Origin of the sequence: Streptomyces sp. NPDC048197, from assembly GCF_043202395.1 — a bacterium.
GTDB lineage: Bacteria > Actinomycetota > Actinomycetes > Streptomycetales > Streptomycetaceae > Streptomyces > Streptomyces siderophoricus.
Window position 1 is genome coordinate 194926 of the sequence record NZ_JBIDAJ010000008.1, and the last position, 15550, is coordinate 210475.

Genomic DNA, 15550 nt, shown 5'->3' on the forward strand with positions numbered 1-15550 from the left:
AGCTCGACGCCCCGGGGAATCTCGGTCCCACGGGGCGTCACGCATGGGCGGTCGCAGGTCGCAGGTCGTTGGGCGTGGGTCGCAGGCGGCAGTTCGCGGGCCGGCGTCCGCCGTTCCGCCGGCGACCCGGCAGCCCGCCCGCCTCACGGTCGTGTCATTGCCCGGTCGAATGCCTGGCGGACCTCGTCCGCGATGCCGGACGGATCGGTCGGGCGAGTGGTGTCCACCGTGATGACCGGGCCGTAACCGAGCGGCCGATCGTACTGGGTCAAGGCCTCGGGCGACAGTTCGCGAACCACATGGACCGGGTGGACGGTGGCCGCTCGTGCGGCGTACCGACGGGCAGCCTCGGCCGGCGGGCACCAGCAATGCACCTCGACCACGTGCGCGGACAAGGAGTCCAGGTGGGGGCGGGTATCCGGGTGGTGAGGCAGGAAGTTCGCCTCCAGGACGGCCTCCGGGCATCGCCCGGCAAGTGCCCATAGCAGCCGCATGGCTGCAGCGCCCAGTCGGCGTGAGGACGCCAGTTCTGCGGGCGCGTCCAGCGAGTCGTGCAGGGTTTCCTTGATGTGGTCCTTGGCCAGCAAAGGGAAACCGAGTTCTTCCGACAGCGGCAGAGTGGTCTTGCCGGCTCCAGGAGCCCCTGAGACGAGCACGATACGGCGGGTCACATCCCTGATGATGCCCGGTGCACGGCCACCGCGTCCCACAGAACTCCTCGACGGCTGCGACCTCCTGCTCGCCCGCGACAGGCAGCGTGCCGGATGTGCTTCGTCGGCCCCACTCCGCCCAACTGCCGGGCGCGCAAGGTCAGTGGCCGGCGAGAAGGCCGTCCACCAGGGCCCGAAGCCCGTCCAGGTAGGTGTCCTGGGCGGTCAGCGGCGCCCAGCGGTCCGCGACCTGTGCCAGGCGGGGTAGCTCGTTCGGGTCGAGGTCGGCGAAGACCTGCTCCCGGTAGGTCGCACGGGCATCGTCTGCGCGCCGCCGCGCCGCTGTCGTCCTGACCACGATCTCTCCGGCGGTGTAGTACCAGATCGCGCGGTAGCCGTGGACGGCCTGTTCGGGGGAGAGGCCGCACTCGACCAGGCCGTCGACGATCTGCTCGACGAACCACAGCGCGGACGTGGACATCAAGTCATCGGCGGTCAGCACCTCCACGATCCAGGGACAGGCGGCGAGCGCCTCGTGGATTGCGGTGGTGGCGACGACGATCCGCTCGCGAGGGTCGGCGGGCAGTTCGGGCCGGCGCAGCGTCCGTGTGGCGTAGTCGTCCAGCAGCAGGACGAGGAGTTCTTCCTTGTCGCGGACGTGGTGGTAGAGCGCCATCGGCGTACTGCCGACCTCCGTGGCCAGGCGCCGCATGGTCAGCCGGTCCACACCTGCCTCAGTGACGATCCGGCGGGCTGCCTCGACGATCTCCTCGCGGGAGATACGGGGAGGTCGGCCCAGGTTTTTGCGCGGTGCGGACGGTTGCGGCATGCCCCCATCATCCCCCAGGTGTCGACAACGGCTACACCTGACGCTAACTTTTCTTACATGTATAAAAACTCTCGAGGGAGACCCGGCGTGGTGCTGGCGGCGACCGCCGTCGCCCAGTTCGTCGTGGCCCTGGACATGTCCGTGGTCAACGTCGCCTTGCCCGCGATCCGCACCGCGTTGGGATTCGCGCCGCTGGACCTGTCCTGGGTGGTGCACGTGTACGCGCTCACGTTCGGCGGGTTCCTGCTGTTGGGCGGCCGCGCTTGCGACCTGTACGGCCGGCGCCGGCTGTTCGTGCTGGGGCTGACCGTCTTCGGACTGTGCTCGCTGGCCGGCGGGCTGGCCCAGGCACCCTGGCAACTGATCGCCGCCCGCGCCGGACAGGGTCTGGGCGCCGCCGCATCCGCGCCGGCCGCGTTGGCGATGCTCACCACCACCTTCACCGAAGGCCCCCGGCGCGTCCGCGCGCTCGGAGTCTGGAGCGCAGTCAACGCCGCAGGCGGCGCACTGGGCGTGCTGGCAGGCGGACTGCTGACCGAGTACGCGGGCTGGCGTTGGGTCATGCTGATCAACTTGCCCATCGTCGCGGCAGCTCTCGCGCTGGTCCCCGCAGGGGTACCCGCCGGAGCGCAACCCGCCCGGCACGAGAAGCTGGACGCGCTGGGCGCCGTCCTGGCGACCGGCGGAGTCGGGCTGCTGGTGCTCGGTGTCGTCCGCACCGACATCCTCGGCTGGAGCTCCCCGCTCACGTGGGCGACCCTGGCCACCGCAGCCGCGATGCTGGTCGCCTTCCTCTTCGCCGAGTCCAGGGCCACGGCACCGCTGCTGCGCCTCGGCCTGCTGCGCAGCCGCTGGATCGCCGGCGCGAACATGCTCGTGTTCCTGGCCGCGGCCGGGCAATTCACCGCGTTCTACTTCGTGTCCTTGTACATGCAGCAGGTCCTGGGCATGGGGGCGGCAGCGACCGGCACCGCATTTTTGCCCTTCTCCCTGGGCCTGGTCGTGGGAACCATCGTCGCGACCCGCATCACCGCGGCACGCAACCCCCGTGCGTCCCTGGTGCCCGGCGCCCTGCTGGCCGCCGCGGGCCTGGGCTGGTTCGCCCTCATCAGCCCCAACGGCAGCTTCCTCACCGACGTGCTCGGCCCGTCCCTCGTCACCAGCGTCGGCGCCGGACTGGTCCTGGCACCGGTCGCCGCCGCCGCGACCACCGGCGTCGCCACGCATGAGGCCGGCATGGCCTCCGGCCTGATGAACAGCTCACGCCAACTCGGCGGCTGCATCGGACTGGCTGCCCTGGCCACCATCGCCGCACACCACACCGGCACGGCCACCGACCCCGCCGCGCTCAGCGACGGCTACGCCCTGGGCCTGGCCGTCACCGCCGCCCTCTTCCTGCTCGCATTGGTCGTGGCGATCGGCGTGCTGCCGCGCCACCGCGCCGTCCCCCCTGTCCCGAAACCCACCAGCGCCCCCGCAGACAACCAGTTGGAAGGAACCCCATCATGACGACCACGACCGTCGACTTGTTCGCCTCGGCGCTGCACTTCCACCCCGACGGCGATGTCCAAGCCGTCGAACGGCAGATGACGAGCAGCGGCTCCGGTGCCTGGCAGATCGCCACGTTCCATGTGGAGACCGACGCCGACGTCCACGCCGACCACTGGGAGATGCACCCGGCGGCCGAGGAAGCGGTGTGCTGCCTGACCGGCGGTATTCGCCTCTACCTCCGGCCCGACGGGCCCGGCGACGCCGAGGACATGGTGCAGCTGCAGCCAGGCAACGCCGTCATCGTCCCGCGAGGTCGCTGGCACCGCCTGGAGCTGGCAGCCCCCAGCGACCTGATGTCGATCACCCTTCGCCACGGCACCCGCCTCGAAAAGCGCACCGATACCGACTGAGGGAAAGGTGGCCCGGCAGATATTTGCTGCCGGGCCACCACCAACCTCGCCAGAAGATTGGGCGGTGCCCGGACCGTCGACGCGCGGTGTTCCTCGCGCTCGCGGGTGACCTCACGCCCCTTCTCAAGCCACCTCAGTCAACCCCGGCCGAGCGGCGCACCGTGCCAGCGCCAGTCCGTCCGGCGGGGGCGATCAGGCGTCTCCAGGCGACCGGTGGCCCACAGAAGGGTCGACCATGGGGTGTCGACGACGGGGACGTCGGGGAACAGCCGCGCGAGGACCCGCTCACTCAGGTCCTGCGGGGGCTCCCAGGTGCGGTTCAGTCCCTGGGCGATGTCGTGGGTGTGGACCAGGGTCTCGACGATGCCCATCGCTGCGAAGCCCTCGGGGTCGGAGGCGCCGAAGACGTGGGGGGCCAAGGTGGTTGCGCCGGTGGTGTCGACGACCGACGCGAGCAGTCCACCGCAGGCCTCCACGACGGTCAACAGCCCTTCGGGCCCTGCCTCCTGGTCCCCGAAGATGACATTGGCCGGACCGCCCGGGCGATCACAGGAAACACGGAGGGGAACGCGCGGTACGGCGATGGGCTGCGCGAGCCCGAACCGTAGCGCGTACGTGAGCAGGTCGTCCGCGAGGTGTTCAAGGGTCTCCCAGCACGTCCACTCCAAGTCACCGGCCCGAGCGTGCCATTGGGCAGCCGGAACGCCTTTCAGAACGTCGATGCAGTGGGCGACGGCCTGACGCACGTGCGCTCCGCCCACTGGCATGCGCGGCTCTCCGGTCTGTGGCATGCGGAGAGCCTACAGCCGTCGGCGGCCGCGTCCTCGACCTCGATCTGCGCCTTCGGGCCCGGCTCCGCCGTGTTGCACGACTGGCTGGTCGTCCGGGTCCGCAGCCGACGGCGGCACTTCGACGACGAAGAACAGGAAACACGTTTTGGTCGCGAGGTCATGGAAGCTGTCGGGGAACAGCTCACGGGCGGCCGGGTCGGGCTGCGGCTCGCTGAGGACGGAAAGGCGGAAGCCGGCGGTGGTGAACGCATCGGTCATCGCGTGCAACGGCTTGCGCCAGAACTTCATCGGGACGGACTGCCCGTTGAACGTCCAGTCGAAGGTATAGCTGGTGGTCGCGAAATAGTCGGGCCGGGGATCCTCGATGGTGTAGGCCACGAAAGGGTGCTCCACCGACGCGATCAGCCGGCCACCGGGCCTGAGCACCCGCCGCAACTCGGCCAGCGTCGGCCCCCAGTCCTCCAGGTAGTGCAGGACCAGCGAAGCGGCGACGTCGTCGAACGCACCGTCGGCGAACGGCAGACGGTCGCGCAGGTCCGCCACGTGCAGGGCCACGTCGTCACCGAGCCGCCGCCTTGCCAACGCCAGCATCCCGGCGCTGGCGTCGATGCCGGTGACGACCGCACCGCGGTCGCGCAGGGCAGCGGTCAGCGGGCCGGAGCCGCAGCCGGCGTCCAGGATCCGACGGCCGGACACGTCTCCGGCGAGAGCCAACATCGCCGGCCGCTCGTAGTACGCGTTCACGAGGCTGTTCTCGTTCTCCGCCGAGTACGCCTCGGCGAAGCTGTCGTAGTCATTCGCCTGAACCGGATCTGCGGACCGGGCGGGACTCTCGGGCACGTCGGTTAAGTGTTCCATCGTCGCAGCCTAGTGGTCACCTGGCCCGGCGGACAGAACGCGGGCGCGCGCGGGGCCGCGCCGCTGTTGCTGGTGCGGCCCCACGCATGTCCGTGCTCAGGCGTTGTGCTGGGCGAGGAAGCGGGTGATGAGCTGCTGCCACTCCTCGGGTCGTTCCACCATGGGCAGGTGGCCGGTGGGTATCTCGACGAGCTGGGCGCCGGGGACGGTGTCGGCGATCTGGTGGTGCAGGCGGGTGGAGGTGAACCAGTCCTGGGTGGTGGAGATGACCAGGGTGGGTGCCTGGATGCCAGGCAGGTCGTCGCGGACGTCGACCCGGCTGGCGAGTTCGGCGTGTTCGGGGGTGCCGTCGGCGATGTGGGCGGCGGTGAAGCCGACGGCCTGCCGGAGCTGCTCGTCCGGCATGGCCTCCAGCGCATCGGCACCGCTGGCCATCATGACCAGGAACTGTGCCAGCAACTCGTGATCGGTCTCGGCGAGCTTGCGCCAGATCGGTGTGGCGAGCGCGAGGCGGTTGTCCCGGTGGGGGAGGGTCGCGGTCAGTACGAGGGCGGTGACGCGTTCGGGGTGGCGGGCGGCCGCGCGGATGGCGACCGGGCCGCCGAGGGAATAGCCGGAGACCGCGAAGGTGTCCAGGCCCCCGGCGACGGCGGCGGCGACGAGCTGGTCGGCCAGGTCGTCCAGGGACAGTGGCGTGGTGGAGCGGGAGGTCTTGCCGCTGCCGGGGTAGTCGATGCCGACGACGGTGTGGTGGGCGGCCAGGCCTTCGAGGATCGGGCCGTAGGTGTTGTCGATGCTGCTGCCGGCGCCGTGAGCGAGGGCGAGGCCGGGGCCGGAGCCCAGGACGGTGCGGGCGAAGGTGGCTTCGGGCAGGGTGCGTGCGGGCATGGGGGTTGCCTTCTTCGACGAGTAGCGGGTCAGGTGGTGCGGTTGGTGCGGTGCCGTGACCAGGCGCGGATCTGTTCCAGGGCCGGGAGGAGGGCTCGGCCGTCGGTGGTGAGGGTGTAGGTGGCGGGCCCGGGCGGGAGGTGGTCGTGGGTGACGAGCCCGGCCGCCACGAGCTCGCGCAGCCGGTCGGCGAGCATCTTGGTGCTGATCGAGCCGATGGCGGTGTGCAGTTCGCCGTAGCGGGCGGGACGTGGGGCCAGGGTGTGGAGGATGATTCCGTTCCATTTCTGGCCGAGGACCTCGAACGCGGCGAGCAGGTCCGCATCGGCGGTCAGCGGCGCGAGAGCGGGCCAGGCAGCCAACGGGCCTTGATCCTCCGTCCTTGGTGATGCGGCAGCGGGGGATGGGCCGCAACCGGCGGGGGTTCCGGCTGCGGCCCGATGCCGCCTCGCCCGCTCCAAGAACGCTCCAAGAACCGGACGAGGCGGCAACATCGCGGGTCAGGGAAGGAGAACGACCTTGCCCTGGTTGCGCCTTGCCTCAATATCGGCGTGGGCGGTGGCTGCCTGGTCGAGCGGGTAGCCGCGCCAGACGGGCAGGACGAGCTTGCCGGCGGCGGCCAGTTGCACCAGCTCCGGGAGGGCTTCGCCACCCTGGTCGGGGCTCCCGGCACTGAAGCGGACGCCGTGTTGCGCGGCGGACATGTCGGCGATGGTGATGACGTGTGCGCTGTCGCCGGTCAGGGCGACGGAGTCGGCGAGCACGCCGGCGCCGGAGGCATCGAAGACGAAGTCGACTCCCCGGGGAGCCGCGGCCTTCACCCGCTCCACCCAGCCGTCGCCGTAGGGGACCGCAGTGGCTCCCAGTGCGGTGAGGCGCTCGATGTCGTGCCCGCCGGCCGTTCCAACGACGGTGACGCCACGGGCGACGGCCAACTGCACCGCGACGGTGCCCACGCTGCCGCCGGCGCCGTGGATCAGGAGGGTCTGTCCGGCCTGCACTCCCAGCTGCCCGAGGACACGGAATGCGGTCTGGCCGACCGTGACCAGCGAGGCGGCCACCTCCCACGACAGGGCCTCGGGCTTGGCCACCGGTCGATCGAGCAGGGCGTACTCGCCGTAGCTGCCGCCGACCGCGGCGCCGAGAACCTCGTCCCCCACCGCCGCAGCGGCTCCCTCGCCGACGGCATCGACGACACCGGCCGCATCCAGGCCGGGGAGCACGGGGAAACGGTCGGGGACGGTGCCGGCCATCAGACCGGATCGGATCTTGATGTCGAGGGGGTTCACGGAGGCGGCCCGCACCTGGATACGGACCTGGCCAGGGCCGGGCTCCGGAGCTGCGACCTCTGACAGTTGCAGCACCTCGGGCGGACCGTACTCGGAGAAAGTGATCGCTCTGGACATGGGAAACTCCCGAAGAGAGGCGGGTGGAGAGGCAGGGGGACCGCACGCGCGGTGACTCACCGCGCACTGTGCGGCCACACCGGTGGGATCGGACGCTCAGGCGCTGAGGGCGGGGTAGTCGGTGTAGCCGCGGTGGTCACCGCCGTAGAAGGTGGCCTTGTCAGGGGTGTTGAACGGACCACCGGCGACCAGGCGGCGCGGCAGGTCGGGGTTGGCCAGGAACAGTGCGCCGTACGCCACCATGTCCGCGCTGCCGTCCTCGATCAGCTTCAGCGCGTCGGGCCCGGTGACGTCGGGGTAGGTGAACGGGTTGAGGACGAACGTGCCGGACCATGCCTTGCGCAGCCGCGCGGTCAGGTCGCGGTCCGGGCCCTCCATCAGGTGCAGATAGGCCAGGTCCAGGCCGGTGATCCGCTCCAGCAGCGCCCCGTAGACCTCGCCCGGGTTGTCCTCGGACATGTCGTTGTACTGGTTCCCGGGCGAGATCCGCAGGCCGACCCGGTCACTTCCGATCGCCTCCGCCACGGCCGTGACGACCTCGACGGCGAAGCGGATCCGGCCCTCGGTGTCGCCGCCCCAGGCATCGGTGCGGTGGTTGGAGTTGTCCGCGAGGAACTGGTGGATCAGGTAGCCGTTCGCGCCGTGGATCTCCACGCCGTCGAATCCGGCCTCGACGGCATTACGCGCCGCGTCGGCGAAGTCGGCGATGGTCTGGCGGATCTCCGCCTCGCTCAGCTCGTTCGGCGTGACGTATTCCTTCGGCCCCTCGTGGGTGTAGACCTGCCCCTTTGCGGCCACCGCCGACGGTCCCACCGGCACCAGACCCTCGGGCAGCAGGGTCGGGTGGCCGATCCGTCCGGTGTGCATCAGCTGGGCGAAGATCACGCCGCCCTCGCGGTGCACCGCATCGGTCACCGTCCGCCAGGCCCGCACCTGCCCGGACGTGTGCAGGCCGGGGGTGTCGGGGTAGCCCTGGCCGACCGGCGAGGGCTGGATGCCCTCGGTGACCATCAGCCCGGCACTGGCCCGCTGCGCGTAGTACGTCGCCATCAGCTCGGTCGGCTCGGCACCGGGCCCGTAGGCGCGGCTGCGGGTCATCGGCGCCATCGCGAGGCGGTTCGACAGGGGCTTGCCGCCCAGGACGATCGGGTCGAAAGCAGTGGTCATGACTTCTTCCTCGGGTGAGTGGTGTTCCGCGGTGCGGGCGCCTTTGCGCTGCCCGCGCCGGCCGGTTGCCTGTCTGAACAAGTAAATCACCTGTCCGAACAAGTAAATGCCACTCGTTCATTCCCGGGGGACGGGTGTGAGGCGCGTCACGGGCTCAGGGGGGCGGGGGCGGGGGTCGAGGCCGGCGGCCAAGGTGGGCCGGGGTAGGAGGTCATCTCCCCGGGTCGGCCGTGGCCAGCAGCGGGCCGGTCAGCCACCTGGGCTCTCTGCTGTTCACGGAGGCGGGGGAGAACGTGCAGAGGCGGTTATCCTGATTGTTGTCCGGCCAACTTCAGAGCCGGCCGGGAAAGGGGAAGATCCTGATGAGCCGGGCAGCCGACCCGAAGAAACAAGGCCAACCGAGCCGGCCGCCCAAGGCGACGCCGGCCACCTCCACCGTGCCGGTGCCCGGCTCCGCACAGGCTGGGCCCGTCAGTCACGCGATCTTCCGCGTGGCCCGCCTGCACCGCATGATCGCCGGACAGCTCCTGCGCCGGGTCGGCCTCCACCTCGGCCAGGAACTGGTCATGATGCATCTGTGGGAACTGGGCCCCCAGCGGCAGACCGATCTGGTGCGTCTGATCGACTCCGACGCCGCAACCATGACCCGCAGCATCAAGCGTCTGGAGAACGCCGGCTTCGTCCGCCGCCGTCCCTGCCCCGACGACAGGCGCGCCACCATCATCGAACCGACTGCCGCCAGTCAGGCGCTGCGCCGAGAAGTCGAACGCATCTGGGCCGAGCTCGAAGACGCCTCCACCGGTGACCTCACTCTCGATCAGGTCACCGAAACGCTGGAAATCCTGCGACGCGTCGAAACCAGCCTCGCCCGCGCTGCCGCACACGCCGCCGAGTCTGCGGCGCACGACGACAGAACGACCGACAACCTGCCGTAGCGGCAAGCGAATTGAGCGCGGGGAGACGGTCCTGCTCAACGAGGTGCGACGCACGCTCCTGGCCCACCAGCCCTCGCCCAACTCCACCGAGACCTGCGCGCAGGCATCTCTGTGGATGGGGCAGCCGAGGAGTGCGCCTCCCATCGTGCCCCCGGGTGGTGCGCTCCGCCGAATGGGTGGCGGGTCGTCGAATCTCTTGTCGATAAGGCATCTCAGATGCTTACTGGTGGTGTCCGACCAGGTGGGCTGCCCATCCCTCCGCTGGGGAACGCAGCTCAGTGGCATCGGCCTGCGCATGCCGCCGCAGGTTCGCGAGGGCACCCACCGGAGGAAGCCGTCGGCCGATGCGCTCCCACGCTGCATCGGCTGATCACGGTGGCTCATACGTACGTCGAAGGAGACGTTGTGCGAGCCATCAACTTTTTTCGATTACTGGCTGGGGTCGGCGCGGCCGGTGGGCTCTTGCTCACCGTCCCGGCGGCGCACGCGGATACCGCGGTCTCGGCGCAAGTGGTGGTTGTGCCGTGCAGCGAGACGGCGTTGGTCAGTGCCGTCGACGGAGCCAACGCCGCCGGGGGTGCCGACCTGATCCTCGCGCCGTTCTGCACCTACACCCTGACCGGCGCACACGGCACGGGTGGCAGCGGAGGGCCGGCGGGCCTGCCGAACATCACCGCGCCGATCACCATGTCCGGGCTGGCCACCGAGATCACCCGCGCGTCGGACGCGCCCGCCTTCCGCATCATCGAGGTGGACGGCCCTTCACAATTCCCGGCCGCCCAGGGCCAGCTCACCTTGGCCACGGTCACCATCAGCAACGGTGACGCCGGCCTCGGCGTGGGCGGCGGCATCGCCAACCTCGGCGGATCGGTGACCATGACCGCGGGCGGTGTCCGGGGCAGCCGCGCCTCGTACGGCGGCGGCATCTACACCGACACCGCGCTGACGATGACCGCCAGCAGCGTCACCGGTTCCACCGCCACCGTCAACGGCGGCGGCATCTACCGGAACGCGGGCTCCGTCACGCTGCTCGCCAGCAATGTGTCCGGCAACGCCCCCAACAACTGCGCCGCCACCGCCCCTTTGACTGCCCCCTGCTGAGATCGCAGGGCACCTAACTCGCCTGTTGCAGCGGCCAGTTCGCCGTACAGAAAGCGAACTCGCCCTTGCCGGCTCCGTACTGTGCTGCAACGCCGGGCATGCGAGATTGCCGGCGCCCCTTGATGTGGTGCCGCATCGCTTCACACAGGAAGACCCGCCCAGGGGACGACCAGGAGGACCCGCCCAGGGAACGACCCGCCCAGTCACCCGGCGGCAACGCTTCTTCCCAAGTCTCCCCTTTCCCCATTGCCCACTGGGATTCGCCATGCGGTTGCGGGCCGCGTCACCCATCCGCCTGTTCGTGCTACGCGCGGCAGAGCGGCACGTTCGAAGGAGAAAGACCATGGCAGCCATCACTTCGTTAGTGGACACCACGACCACGACCAACCAGGGCAAGGCCGGGGACACCGTCCAGATCAACGGCACCGCTCTGTCCACCACCACGAGGGTGAACTTCGGTTCGGCGGCGGTCGCCCCGACAAGCGTCACCGCCACCCAAGTCACCTTCGTGGTGCCCACCTCGGCGCCGTGCTCCGGCCAGGTCTCGGTCAGCGTCACCAGCAGCACCGGCGCCACCAGCAACGCGCTGCCGTTCTTCGTCATCGCCGCGCCGACCACCTCGGGCACGAGCGTCACCTGCGTGTCAGCCGCCACCGGCGGTCCGGTCACGCTGTTCGGCACCAACTTCCTCACCGGAACGCAGGTCGGGGTGGGCACCGTCGGTACCGTAGCGGTCACGCCCACACAGGCGGGCCAGGTCACCTTCACCGCTCCGGCCAACCCGGGCCAGGTCGCCACGGTGTCGACCCAGTCATTGACCATCACCACCGCCGGCGGTACCAGCTCCTCGGGCACCACCCTGATCGACTACTTCCTCGCGCCGGCCATCACCTCGGTGCTGCCCACATCGGGCACGGCGGGGGACGAAATCACCGTCAACGGAACCGGTTTCGTCAGCGTCGACACCGTCACCTTCACCGACAGTGCCGCCGCCACCGCCACCGCGGTCTTCACCCCCGTGAGCGACACCCAGCTCGTCGTCACCGTGCCCGGCGGACTCGCCGCCGGCGCCGGAAGCATCACGGTCCACACCTGCGGCGGCAACTCCAACGCCCAGGCGTTCACCCTCACCTGACCGTGGGTGGTGGCCGGGCACGGACGGCACGACCACCAAGTCGCCGCCCGTCCGCAGAGCGTGACGTGGACGGGCGACGACGTCCGCCCCCGTGCCCGGGTCGACAACCACTGGCCAGGGGACACCGGCCCAGGCATCAGGAGAAGGAGAAGAGCCCCATGTCCCCCGTAGTGACCAGCGTCAGTCCCGCCCAAGGTGCTCCAGCGGGCGGAACCAGCGTCAGCATCACCGGCTCCGGCTTCACCGGCGCCACCCAGGTCAGGTTCGGCCCCAACGGCACCACCTTCGTCATCGTGAGCGACACCCTGATCACGGCCAAGACCCCCGCAGGAACCGGCACGGTGCAGGTCACGGTCACGGCGCCGACGGGCACCAGCAACCAGAACGTGCTCTTCACCTACACCACAGCCCAAGCTCCAGCCCTCAGCAGTCTCAGCCCCGCCTCGGGCCCCACGTCGGGCGGCAATACGGTGACCCTCACCGGCACGAATCTGTCCGGTGCGACTGTGGTGCTCTTCGGGCCCAACCCGGCCACCATTCTCACCAATACCGCTACGCAGATCACGGTCCTTGCGCCGGGCGGGACGCCGTCCTCGGTCGCGGTCACCGTCACTACGGCCGGCGGCACGAGCAACGCCCTGACCTACACCTACGTTGCTGCTCCCGCTCCGGTTCTCAGCAGTCTCAGCCCCACGTCGGGTCCTACCTCGGGCGGCAACACGGTCACCCTTACCGGCACCAGTCTTTCCGGCGCCACCTCCGTGAAGTTCGGTGCCAACCCGGCCACCATCCTCACCAATACCGCGACCCAGATCACGGTCCTTGCGCCGGCCGGGTCGCCATCCTCGGTCGCTGTCACAGTCACTACGGCCGGCGGCAACAGCAACGCCCTGACCTATACCTACAACTCCACGCCCGTCCCGTCACTCAGCAGCCGCAATCCCACCTCCGGCCCTACCTCCGGCGGCAACACCGTCACCCTCAACGGCACCAACCTCACCGGCGCCACCTCCGTGAAGTTCGGTACCAACCCGGCCACCATCCTGACCAACACCGCGACACAGGTCACCGTCATCGCCCCGGCCGGGCCACCGTCCTCGGTCAATGTCACCGTGACCACGGCCAGCGGCACCAGCAATCCGCTGCCCTACTTCTACATCGCGGCACCCACCGTCAGCGATCTGTCCACCCACCTCGGCCCGGGCATCGGAGGCAACACCGTCACCGTCTTCGGCAGCAACCTGACGCTCACCAGTGCGGTGAACTTCGGGGCGAACCCGGCCACCGGCATCAACGTGGTCTCCGACAACCAGTTGACCGTGACCGCTCCGGCCGGGTCCGGCACGGTCGTCGTCACCGTCACCACCCCGGGCGGGACCAGCACCGCGGCCACCGGAAACCCGTACTACACGTACCTCGGGGCACCCTTCCTGACCAGCCTCACCCCCTCCCACGGCTCCGACGTCGGCGGCGATGCGATCGTGCTGGGCGGCGGCAACCTCACCTACACCGACGCGGTGACCTTCGGCGGCGTCCCGGCATCGTTCGCGACGATCTCCGACAGCCAGGTCGTTGCGACCAGCCCGGGCGGGGCACTCGGCACGGTGAACGTCGTGGCACACACCCCGGCCGGCAACAGCAACGGCCTGCCCTATGTCTACGACCCGTCCTGAGCCTGAGCCACCATGGTGACGGACCGTCAGCAGCGCTGACCGCCGGGGCCGGTCGCCGGATGTCGGACCCGCGGACCGGCCTACGGAGCGTGGTGCGGGTCCGAGCGGGCGCCTGCTGCGTCACAGTCTCCGTCGCAGCCTCCGGCACAGGGATGTCGCGAGCTAGCTCCTGCGGCGGAGCCGATCATCCGCGCGGATGAGATCTCGTCGACGACGATCCGGCCACGATGGAGTCATGGCGATCAAGCTTTCTGTGGACGATGCTGCGCGTCCGGCCCCGCGCCAGGCACCCCGGCCTCGACCGGGCGCATGGCCGGGACTCGCTGCTGCGGTATGGGGGCTCCTGTTTGCGGTACCCAGTTTTGCCTGGGCGATGGGAATGACCTTCGGCGCGCGCACGACGGTGTCGCCGTCCCTGGTGAAGCTCGCTGATGATCGGGTGGCGTGGTTCGTGGCTGTCTTGTGGGTGACCGGTCTCCTGAAGGTCGTTGGGGCCCTGATCGGTATCGGCCTGACCCGCCGACGCGGCGGACGGATCGGCCGTCTCATGGTGTTCTGCGGTGGCGGCGCGGCGGTGCTGCTTGTCTGGCACGGTTGTCTCTTCGTTGCCCATGGAATGCTGGTTGAGCTTGGGATCGGCTCTGTCGCGCCTGACTTGGCCGGGCTGACCCGCTGGTATCTATGCCTGTGGGGACCGTGGTTCATCGTCGGCGGTCTGGCTTTCGCCGCCGCCACCACGCGGCATGTCCGCCGACTGGATGCCAGTGGTGAGCTGCGACGTTACGGTGCTGTGGGGGCGCTGGGCGCGTTGCTCCTGTCGTTGGCATCGATGATCACCGGAATCGGCTGATGACTGTGGCGCAGCTGCTGACGCATGGTGCGTTCGCCTCTGCCGACCCCCTGACCGAGCCACCGCAAATGATTCAGACAGACAGGCAGACAGCCGCCCCTACCGCTCGTCTTTGAGAGCCGGCCTTACGTCACGGCCTAACTGCTGGACACGTCTGGCGCGCCGGGCGTACCGGGACCGGTGAGGGCGAGTATCGCGTCGAGAAGTGCGGCGGTCAGGGCGGGGAGTTGGTCAGGGGATTCGGACAGCAGGAACAGCCAGGCGAAGACGGGGCCGACCAGGAGGGCGTTGAGGGTGACTGGGTCGGGGCGGGTGGTGAGTTCGCCGCGTGCGGTCGCGCGGTCCAGGATCTCCGTGAGGGTCTGACGCTGGGCTCCGAGGTATTTCTGGTCGAACCGGTCACGTAGTGCGGGGTCGGCGTGGATATCGGCCAGCAGGCCCGGGATCGTCCCCTGCGGCGGAACGGCCATGCTGTCCGCGATCTCGGCGAGCACGGCGGCCAGGTCGGCGCGGAGCGATCCGCGGTCGGGTGCCACGGCCAGGAACTGATCCGGCAGAAGAACGTCAAAGATCATTTCTTGTTTGGTGGCGTGGCGCCGGTAGATCGCCGCCTTGCCCACGCCCGCTCGGGCGGCCACCTCAGCCATCGTGAGCTGCATATATCCCACCTCGGCCAGCAGCTCTCGAACGGCGGAGGCGATGGCGTCGTCGACGCGGTGATCTCGGGGGCGGCCCCCCTGGTTGCGGGCTTGCTTTCGCACAGGCACGGGTGCACTATACGAAACCAAGAGTATCGAAACCAGTGGTTCCGGAACTGGTGCCTTCGTGGCCGGACCACGGCCGAACGACAACCGTGTGAAGTCACGCGGCTCCACACTCACCACAGTTGGGGGATTCACATGATCAAATGTGCCGGCTGGCTCTTAGTGCTCTTCGGAGCCGCGCACACGCTCCTCGCCCTCACGATGGAGGGGGCAGCACGCCACGCGGGGCAGTGGTTCAGCGGGGCACTGTGGGGCGAAGGCTTCTCCGATATGAGCCCGGCCAACAGCGCGCTGTGGCTGTCTCTGGAGAGCTTCGGCCCGCCACTCGTCGTGGTCGGCCTGGTCGTCCTGTGGCTGGACCGCCGCGGCATCACCCCACCGCCGTTCATCGCGTGGACACTGGGGATCTTGAGCGTGGTGGACGCCGTCATCCTCATCACCACGCCTTGGCCGCTCCTCCTGCTCGCGAACATCCTGCTGCTGGTCGGCGGCCGCCGCGCCGCCCGCCGCGTGAACGCCGAGCCGCACGACGACGCGGCGCGAACGCCGTAGGAATCCGCGTGGCGACCAGGCCCCGACCACCCTCTGTATGAACTGCATCT

Annotated in this window: 17 protein-coding genes; 8 read left to right on the forward strand and 9 right to left on the reverse strand. The window is 69.6% G+C overall.

Going from position 1 to position 15550, the window contains the following annotated elements:
• Positions 1-143: 143 nt before the first annotated feature.
• Together ACGF4C_RS14245 and ACGF4C_RS14250 are read right to left on the reverse strand one after the other, a co-directional pair.
• The gene (locus ACGF4C_RS14245) at positions 144-671 is read right to left on the reverse strand and encodes an AAA family ATPase (RefSeq protein WP_393566197.1); all 528 of its coding nucleotides are present in this window, start codon (positions 669-671) and stop codon (positions 144-146) included.
• Between the two features lie 139 nt (positions 672-810).
• Positions 811-1479 carry a TetR/AcrR family transcriptional regulator gene (locus tag ACGF4C_RS14250; RefSeq protein ID WP_393566199.1) on the reverse strand — a complete coding sequence of 223 codons (669 nt, stop codon included), beginning with the start codon at positions 1477-1479 and terminating at the stop codon, positions 811-813.
• Positions 1480-1536: 57 nt separating this feature from the next.
• Between ACGF4C_RS14250 and ACGF4C_RS14255 the strand changes: the two genes are divergently transcribed.
• Entirely contained in the window at positions 1537-2988 is a 1452-nt protein-coding gene (locus ACGF4C_RS14255; RefSeq protein ID WP_393566201.1) for an MFS transporter, read from the forward strand.
• Positions 2985-3380, forward strand: a complete 396-nt coding sequence (locus ACGF4C_RS14260; protein ID WP_393566203.1) for a cupin — start codon at positions 2985-2987, stop codon at positions 3378-3380. The genes ACGF4C_RS14255 and ACGF4C_RS14260 overlap by 4 nt, the downstream gene beginning before the upstream one ends.
• Positions 3381-3517: 137 nt before the next feature.
• On the opposite strand, the gene ACGF4C_RS14265 is transcribed toward ACGF4C_RS14260, so the two are convergent.
• From ACGF4C_RS14265 to ACGF4C_RS14290, 6 genes are all read right to left on the reverse strand, one after another.
• Complete coding sequence (locus ACGF4C_RS14265; RefSeq protein WP_393566204.1) at positions 3518-4171, reverse strand: DinB family protein; 654 nt, start codon at positions 4169-4171, stop codon at positions 3518-3520.
• Between the two features lie 9 nt (positions 4172-4180).
• On the reverse strand, positions 4181-5029 hold the full coding sequence (locus ACGF4C_RS14270; RefSeq protein WP_393566205.1) for a class I SAM-dependent methyltransferase: 849 nt from the start codon (positions 5027-5029) through the stop codon (positions 4181-4183).
• 96 nt (positions 5030-5125) lie between these two features.
• Positions 5126-5917 carry an alpha/beta fold hydrolase gene (locus ACGF4C_RS14275; RefSeq protein ID WP_393566207.1) on the reverse strand — a complete coding sequence of 264 codons (792 nt, stop codon included), beginning with the start codon at positions 5915-5917 and terminating at the stop codon, positions 5126-5128.
• A 29-nt stretch (positions 5918-5946) separates the two neighbouring features.
• Entirely contained in the window at positions 5947-6279 is a 333-nt protein-coding gene (locus ACGF4C_RS14280) for a winged helix-turn-helix transcriptional regulator (RefSeq protein ID WP_393566209.1), read from the reverse strand.
• Positions 6280-6417: 138 nt separating this feature from the next.
• A complete protein-coding gene (locus ACGF4C_RS14285; RefSeq protein ID WP_393566210.1) occupies positions 6418-7323 on the reverse strand; it encodes an NADP-dependent oxidoreductase in 906 nt (301 codons plus the stop codon).
• Between the two features lie 96 nt (positions 7324-7419).
• Positions 7420-8490, reverse strand: a complete 1071-nt coding sequence (locus ACGF4C_RS14290) for an alkene reductase (RefSeq protein ID WP_393566212.1) — start codon at positions 8488-8490, stop codon at positions 7420-7422.
• 362 nt (positions 8491-8852) lie between these two features.
• On the opposite strand from ACGF4C_RS14290, the gene ACGF4C_RS14295 reads away from it, so the two are divergent.
• The 5 genes from ACGF4C_RS14295 to ACGF4C_RS14315 all read left to right on the forward strand — a co-directional run bounded on the left by ACGF4C_RS14295 (position 8853) and on the right by ACGF4C_RS14315 (position 14184).
• Positions 8853-9425: a MarR family winged helix-turn-helix transcriptional regulator gene (locus ACGF4C_RS14295; RefSeq protein ID WP_393566213.1), complete on the forward strand. Its 573-nt coding sequence runs from the start codon at positions 8853-8855 to the stop codon at positions 9423-9425.
• A gap of 405 nt (positions 9426-9830) precedes the next feature.
• Positions 9831-10526, forward strand: coding sequence for a hypothetical protein (locus ACGF4C_RS14300; protein WP_393566215.1), 696 nt, complete (start codon positions 9831-9833; stop codon positions 10524-10526).
• 343 nt (positions 10527-10869) lie between these two features.
• Entirely contained in the window at positions 10870-11661 is a 792-nt protein-coding gene (locus ACGF4C_RS14305) for an IPT/TIG domain-containing protein (RefSeq protein WP_393566217.1), read from the forward strand.
• A gap of 158 nt (positions 11662-11819) precedes the next feature.
• The gene (locus tag ACGF4C_RS14310; protein WP_393566219.1) at positions 11820-13334 is read left to right on the forward strand and encodes a beta strand repeat-containing protein; all 1515 of its coding nucleotides are present in this window, start codon (positions 11820-11822) and stop codon (positions 13332-13334) included.
• 235 nt (positions 13335-13569) lie between these two features.
• Positions 13570-14184 (forward strand): DUF3995 domain-containing protein, encoded by a 615-nt coding sequence (locus tag ACGF4C_RS14315; protein ID WP_393566221.1) that lies wholly within the window; start codon positions 13570-13572, stop codon positions 14182-14184.
• A 137-nt stretch (positions 14185-14321) separates the two neighbouring features.
• On the opposite strand, the gene ACGF4C_RS14320 is transcribed toward ACGF4C_RS14315, so the two are convergent.
• The gene (locus ACGF4C_RS14320) at positions 14322-14951 is read right to left on the reverse strand and encodes a TetR/AcrR family transcriptional regulator (RefSeq protein ID WP_393566223.1); all 630 of its coding nucleotides are present in this window, start codon (positions 14949-14951) and stop codon (positions 14322-14324) included.
• A 132-nt stretch (positions 14952-15083) separates the two neighbouring features.
• Between ACGF4C_RS14320 and ACGF4C_RS14325 the strand changes: the two genes are divergently transcribed.
• The gene (locus tag ACGF4C_RS14325; protein ID WP_393566224.1) at positions 15084-15500 is read left to right on the forward strand and encodes a DUF6463 family protein; all 417 of its coding nucleotides are present in this window, start codon (positions 15084-15086) and stop codon (positions 15498-15500) included.
• Positions 15501-15550 lie beyond the last annotated feature (50 nt).

Excerpts from the sequence above, each read along its gene's own strand:
- ACGF4C_RS14305 (WP_393566217.1), top strand. The coding sequence starts at position 10,870 with ATGGCAGCCATCACTTCGTTAGTGGACACCACGACCACGACCAACCAG.
- ACGF4C_RS14255 (WP_393566201.1), top strand. The coding sequence starts at position 1,537 with ATGTATAAAAACTCTCGAGGGAGACCCGGCGTGGTGCTGGCGGCGACC.
- ACGF4C_RS14295 (WP_393566213.1), top strand. The coding sequence starts at position 8,853 with ATGAGCCGGGCAGCCGACCCGAAGAAACAAGGCCAACCGAGCCGGCCG.
- ACGF4C_RS14275 (WP_393566207.1), bottom strand. The coding sequence starts at position 5,917 with ATGCCCGCACGCACCCTGCCCGAAGCCACCTTCGCCCGCACCGTCCTG.
- ACGF4C_RS14270 (WP_393566205.1), bottom strand. The coding sequence starts at position 5,029 with ATGGAACACTTAACCGACGTGCCCGAGAGTCCCGCCCGGTCCGCAGAT.
- ACGF4C_RS14260 (WP_393566203.1), top strand. The coding sequence starts at position 2,985 with ATGACGACCACGACCGTCGACTTGTTCGCCTCGGCGCTGCACTTCCAC.
- ACGF4C_RS14265 (WP_393566204.1), bottom strand. The coding sequence starts at position 4,171 with ATGCCACAGACCGGAGAGCCGCGCATGCCAGTGGGCGGAGCGCACGTG.
- ACGF4C_RS14285 (WP_393566210.1), bottom strand. The coding sequence starts at position 7,323 with ATGTCCAGAGCGATCACTTTCTCCGAGTACGGTCCGCCCGAGGTGCTG.
- ACGF4C_RS14325 (WP_393566224.1), top strand. The coding sequence starts at position 15,084 with ATGATCAAATGTGCCGGCTGGCTCTTAGTGCTCTTCGGAGCCGCGCAC.
- ACGF4C_RS14315 (WP_393566221.1), top strand. The coding sequence starts at position 13,570 with ATGGCGATCAAGCTTTCTGTGGACGATGCTGCGCGTCCGGCCCCGCGC.
- ACGF4C_RS14310 (WP_393566219.1), top strand. The coding sequence starts at position 11,820 with ATGTCCCCCGTAGTGACCAGCGTCAGTCCCGCCCAAGGTGCTCCAGCG.
- ACGF4C_RS14290 (WP_393566212.1), bottom strand. The coding sequence starts at position 8,490 with ATGACCACTGCTTTCGACCCGATCGTCCTGGGCGGCAAGCCCCTGTCG.
- ACGF4C_RS14250 (WP_393566199.1), bottom strand. The coding sequence starts at position 1,479 with ATGCCGCAACCGTCCGCACCGCGCAAAAACCTGGGCCGACCTCCCCGT.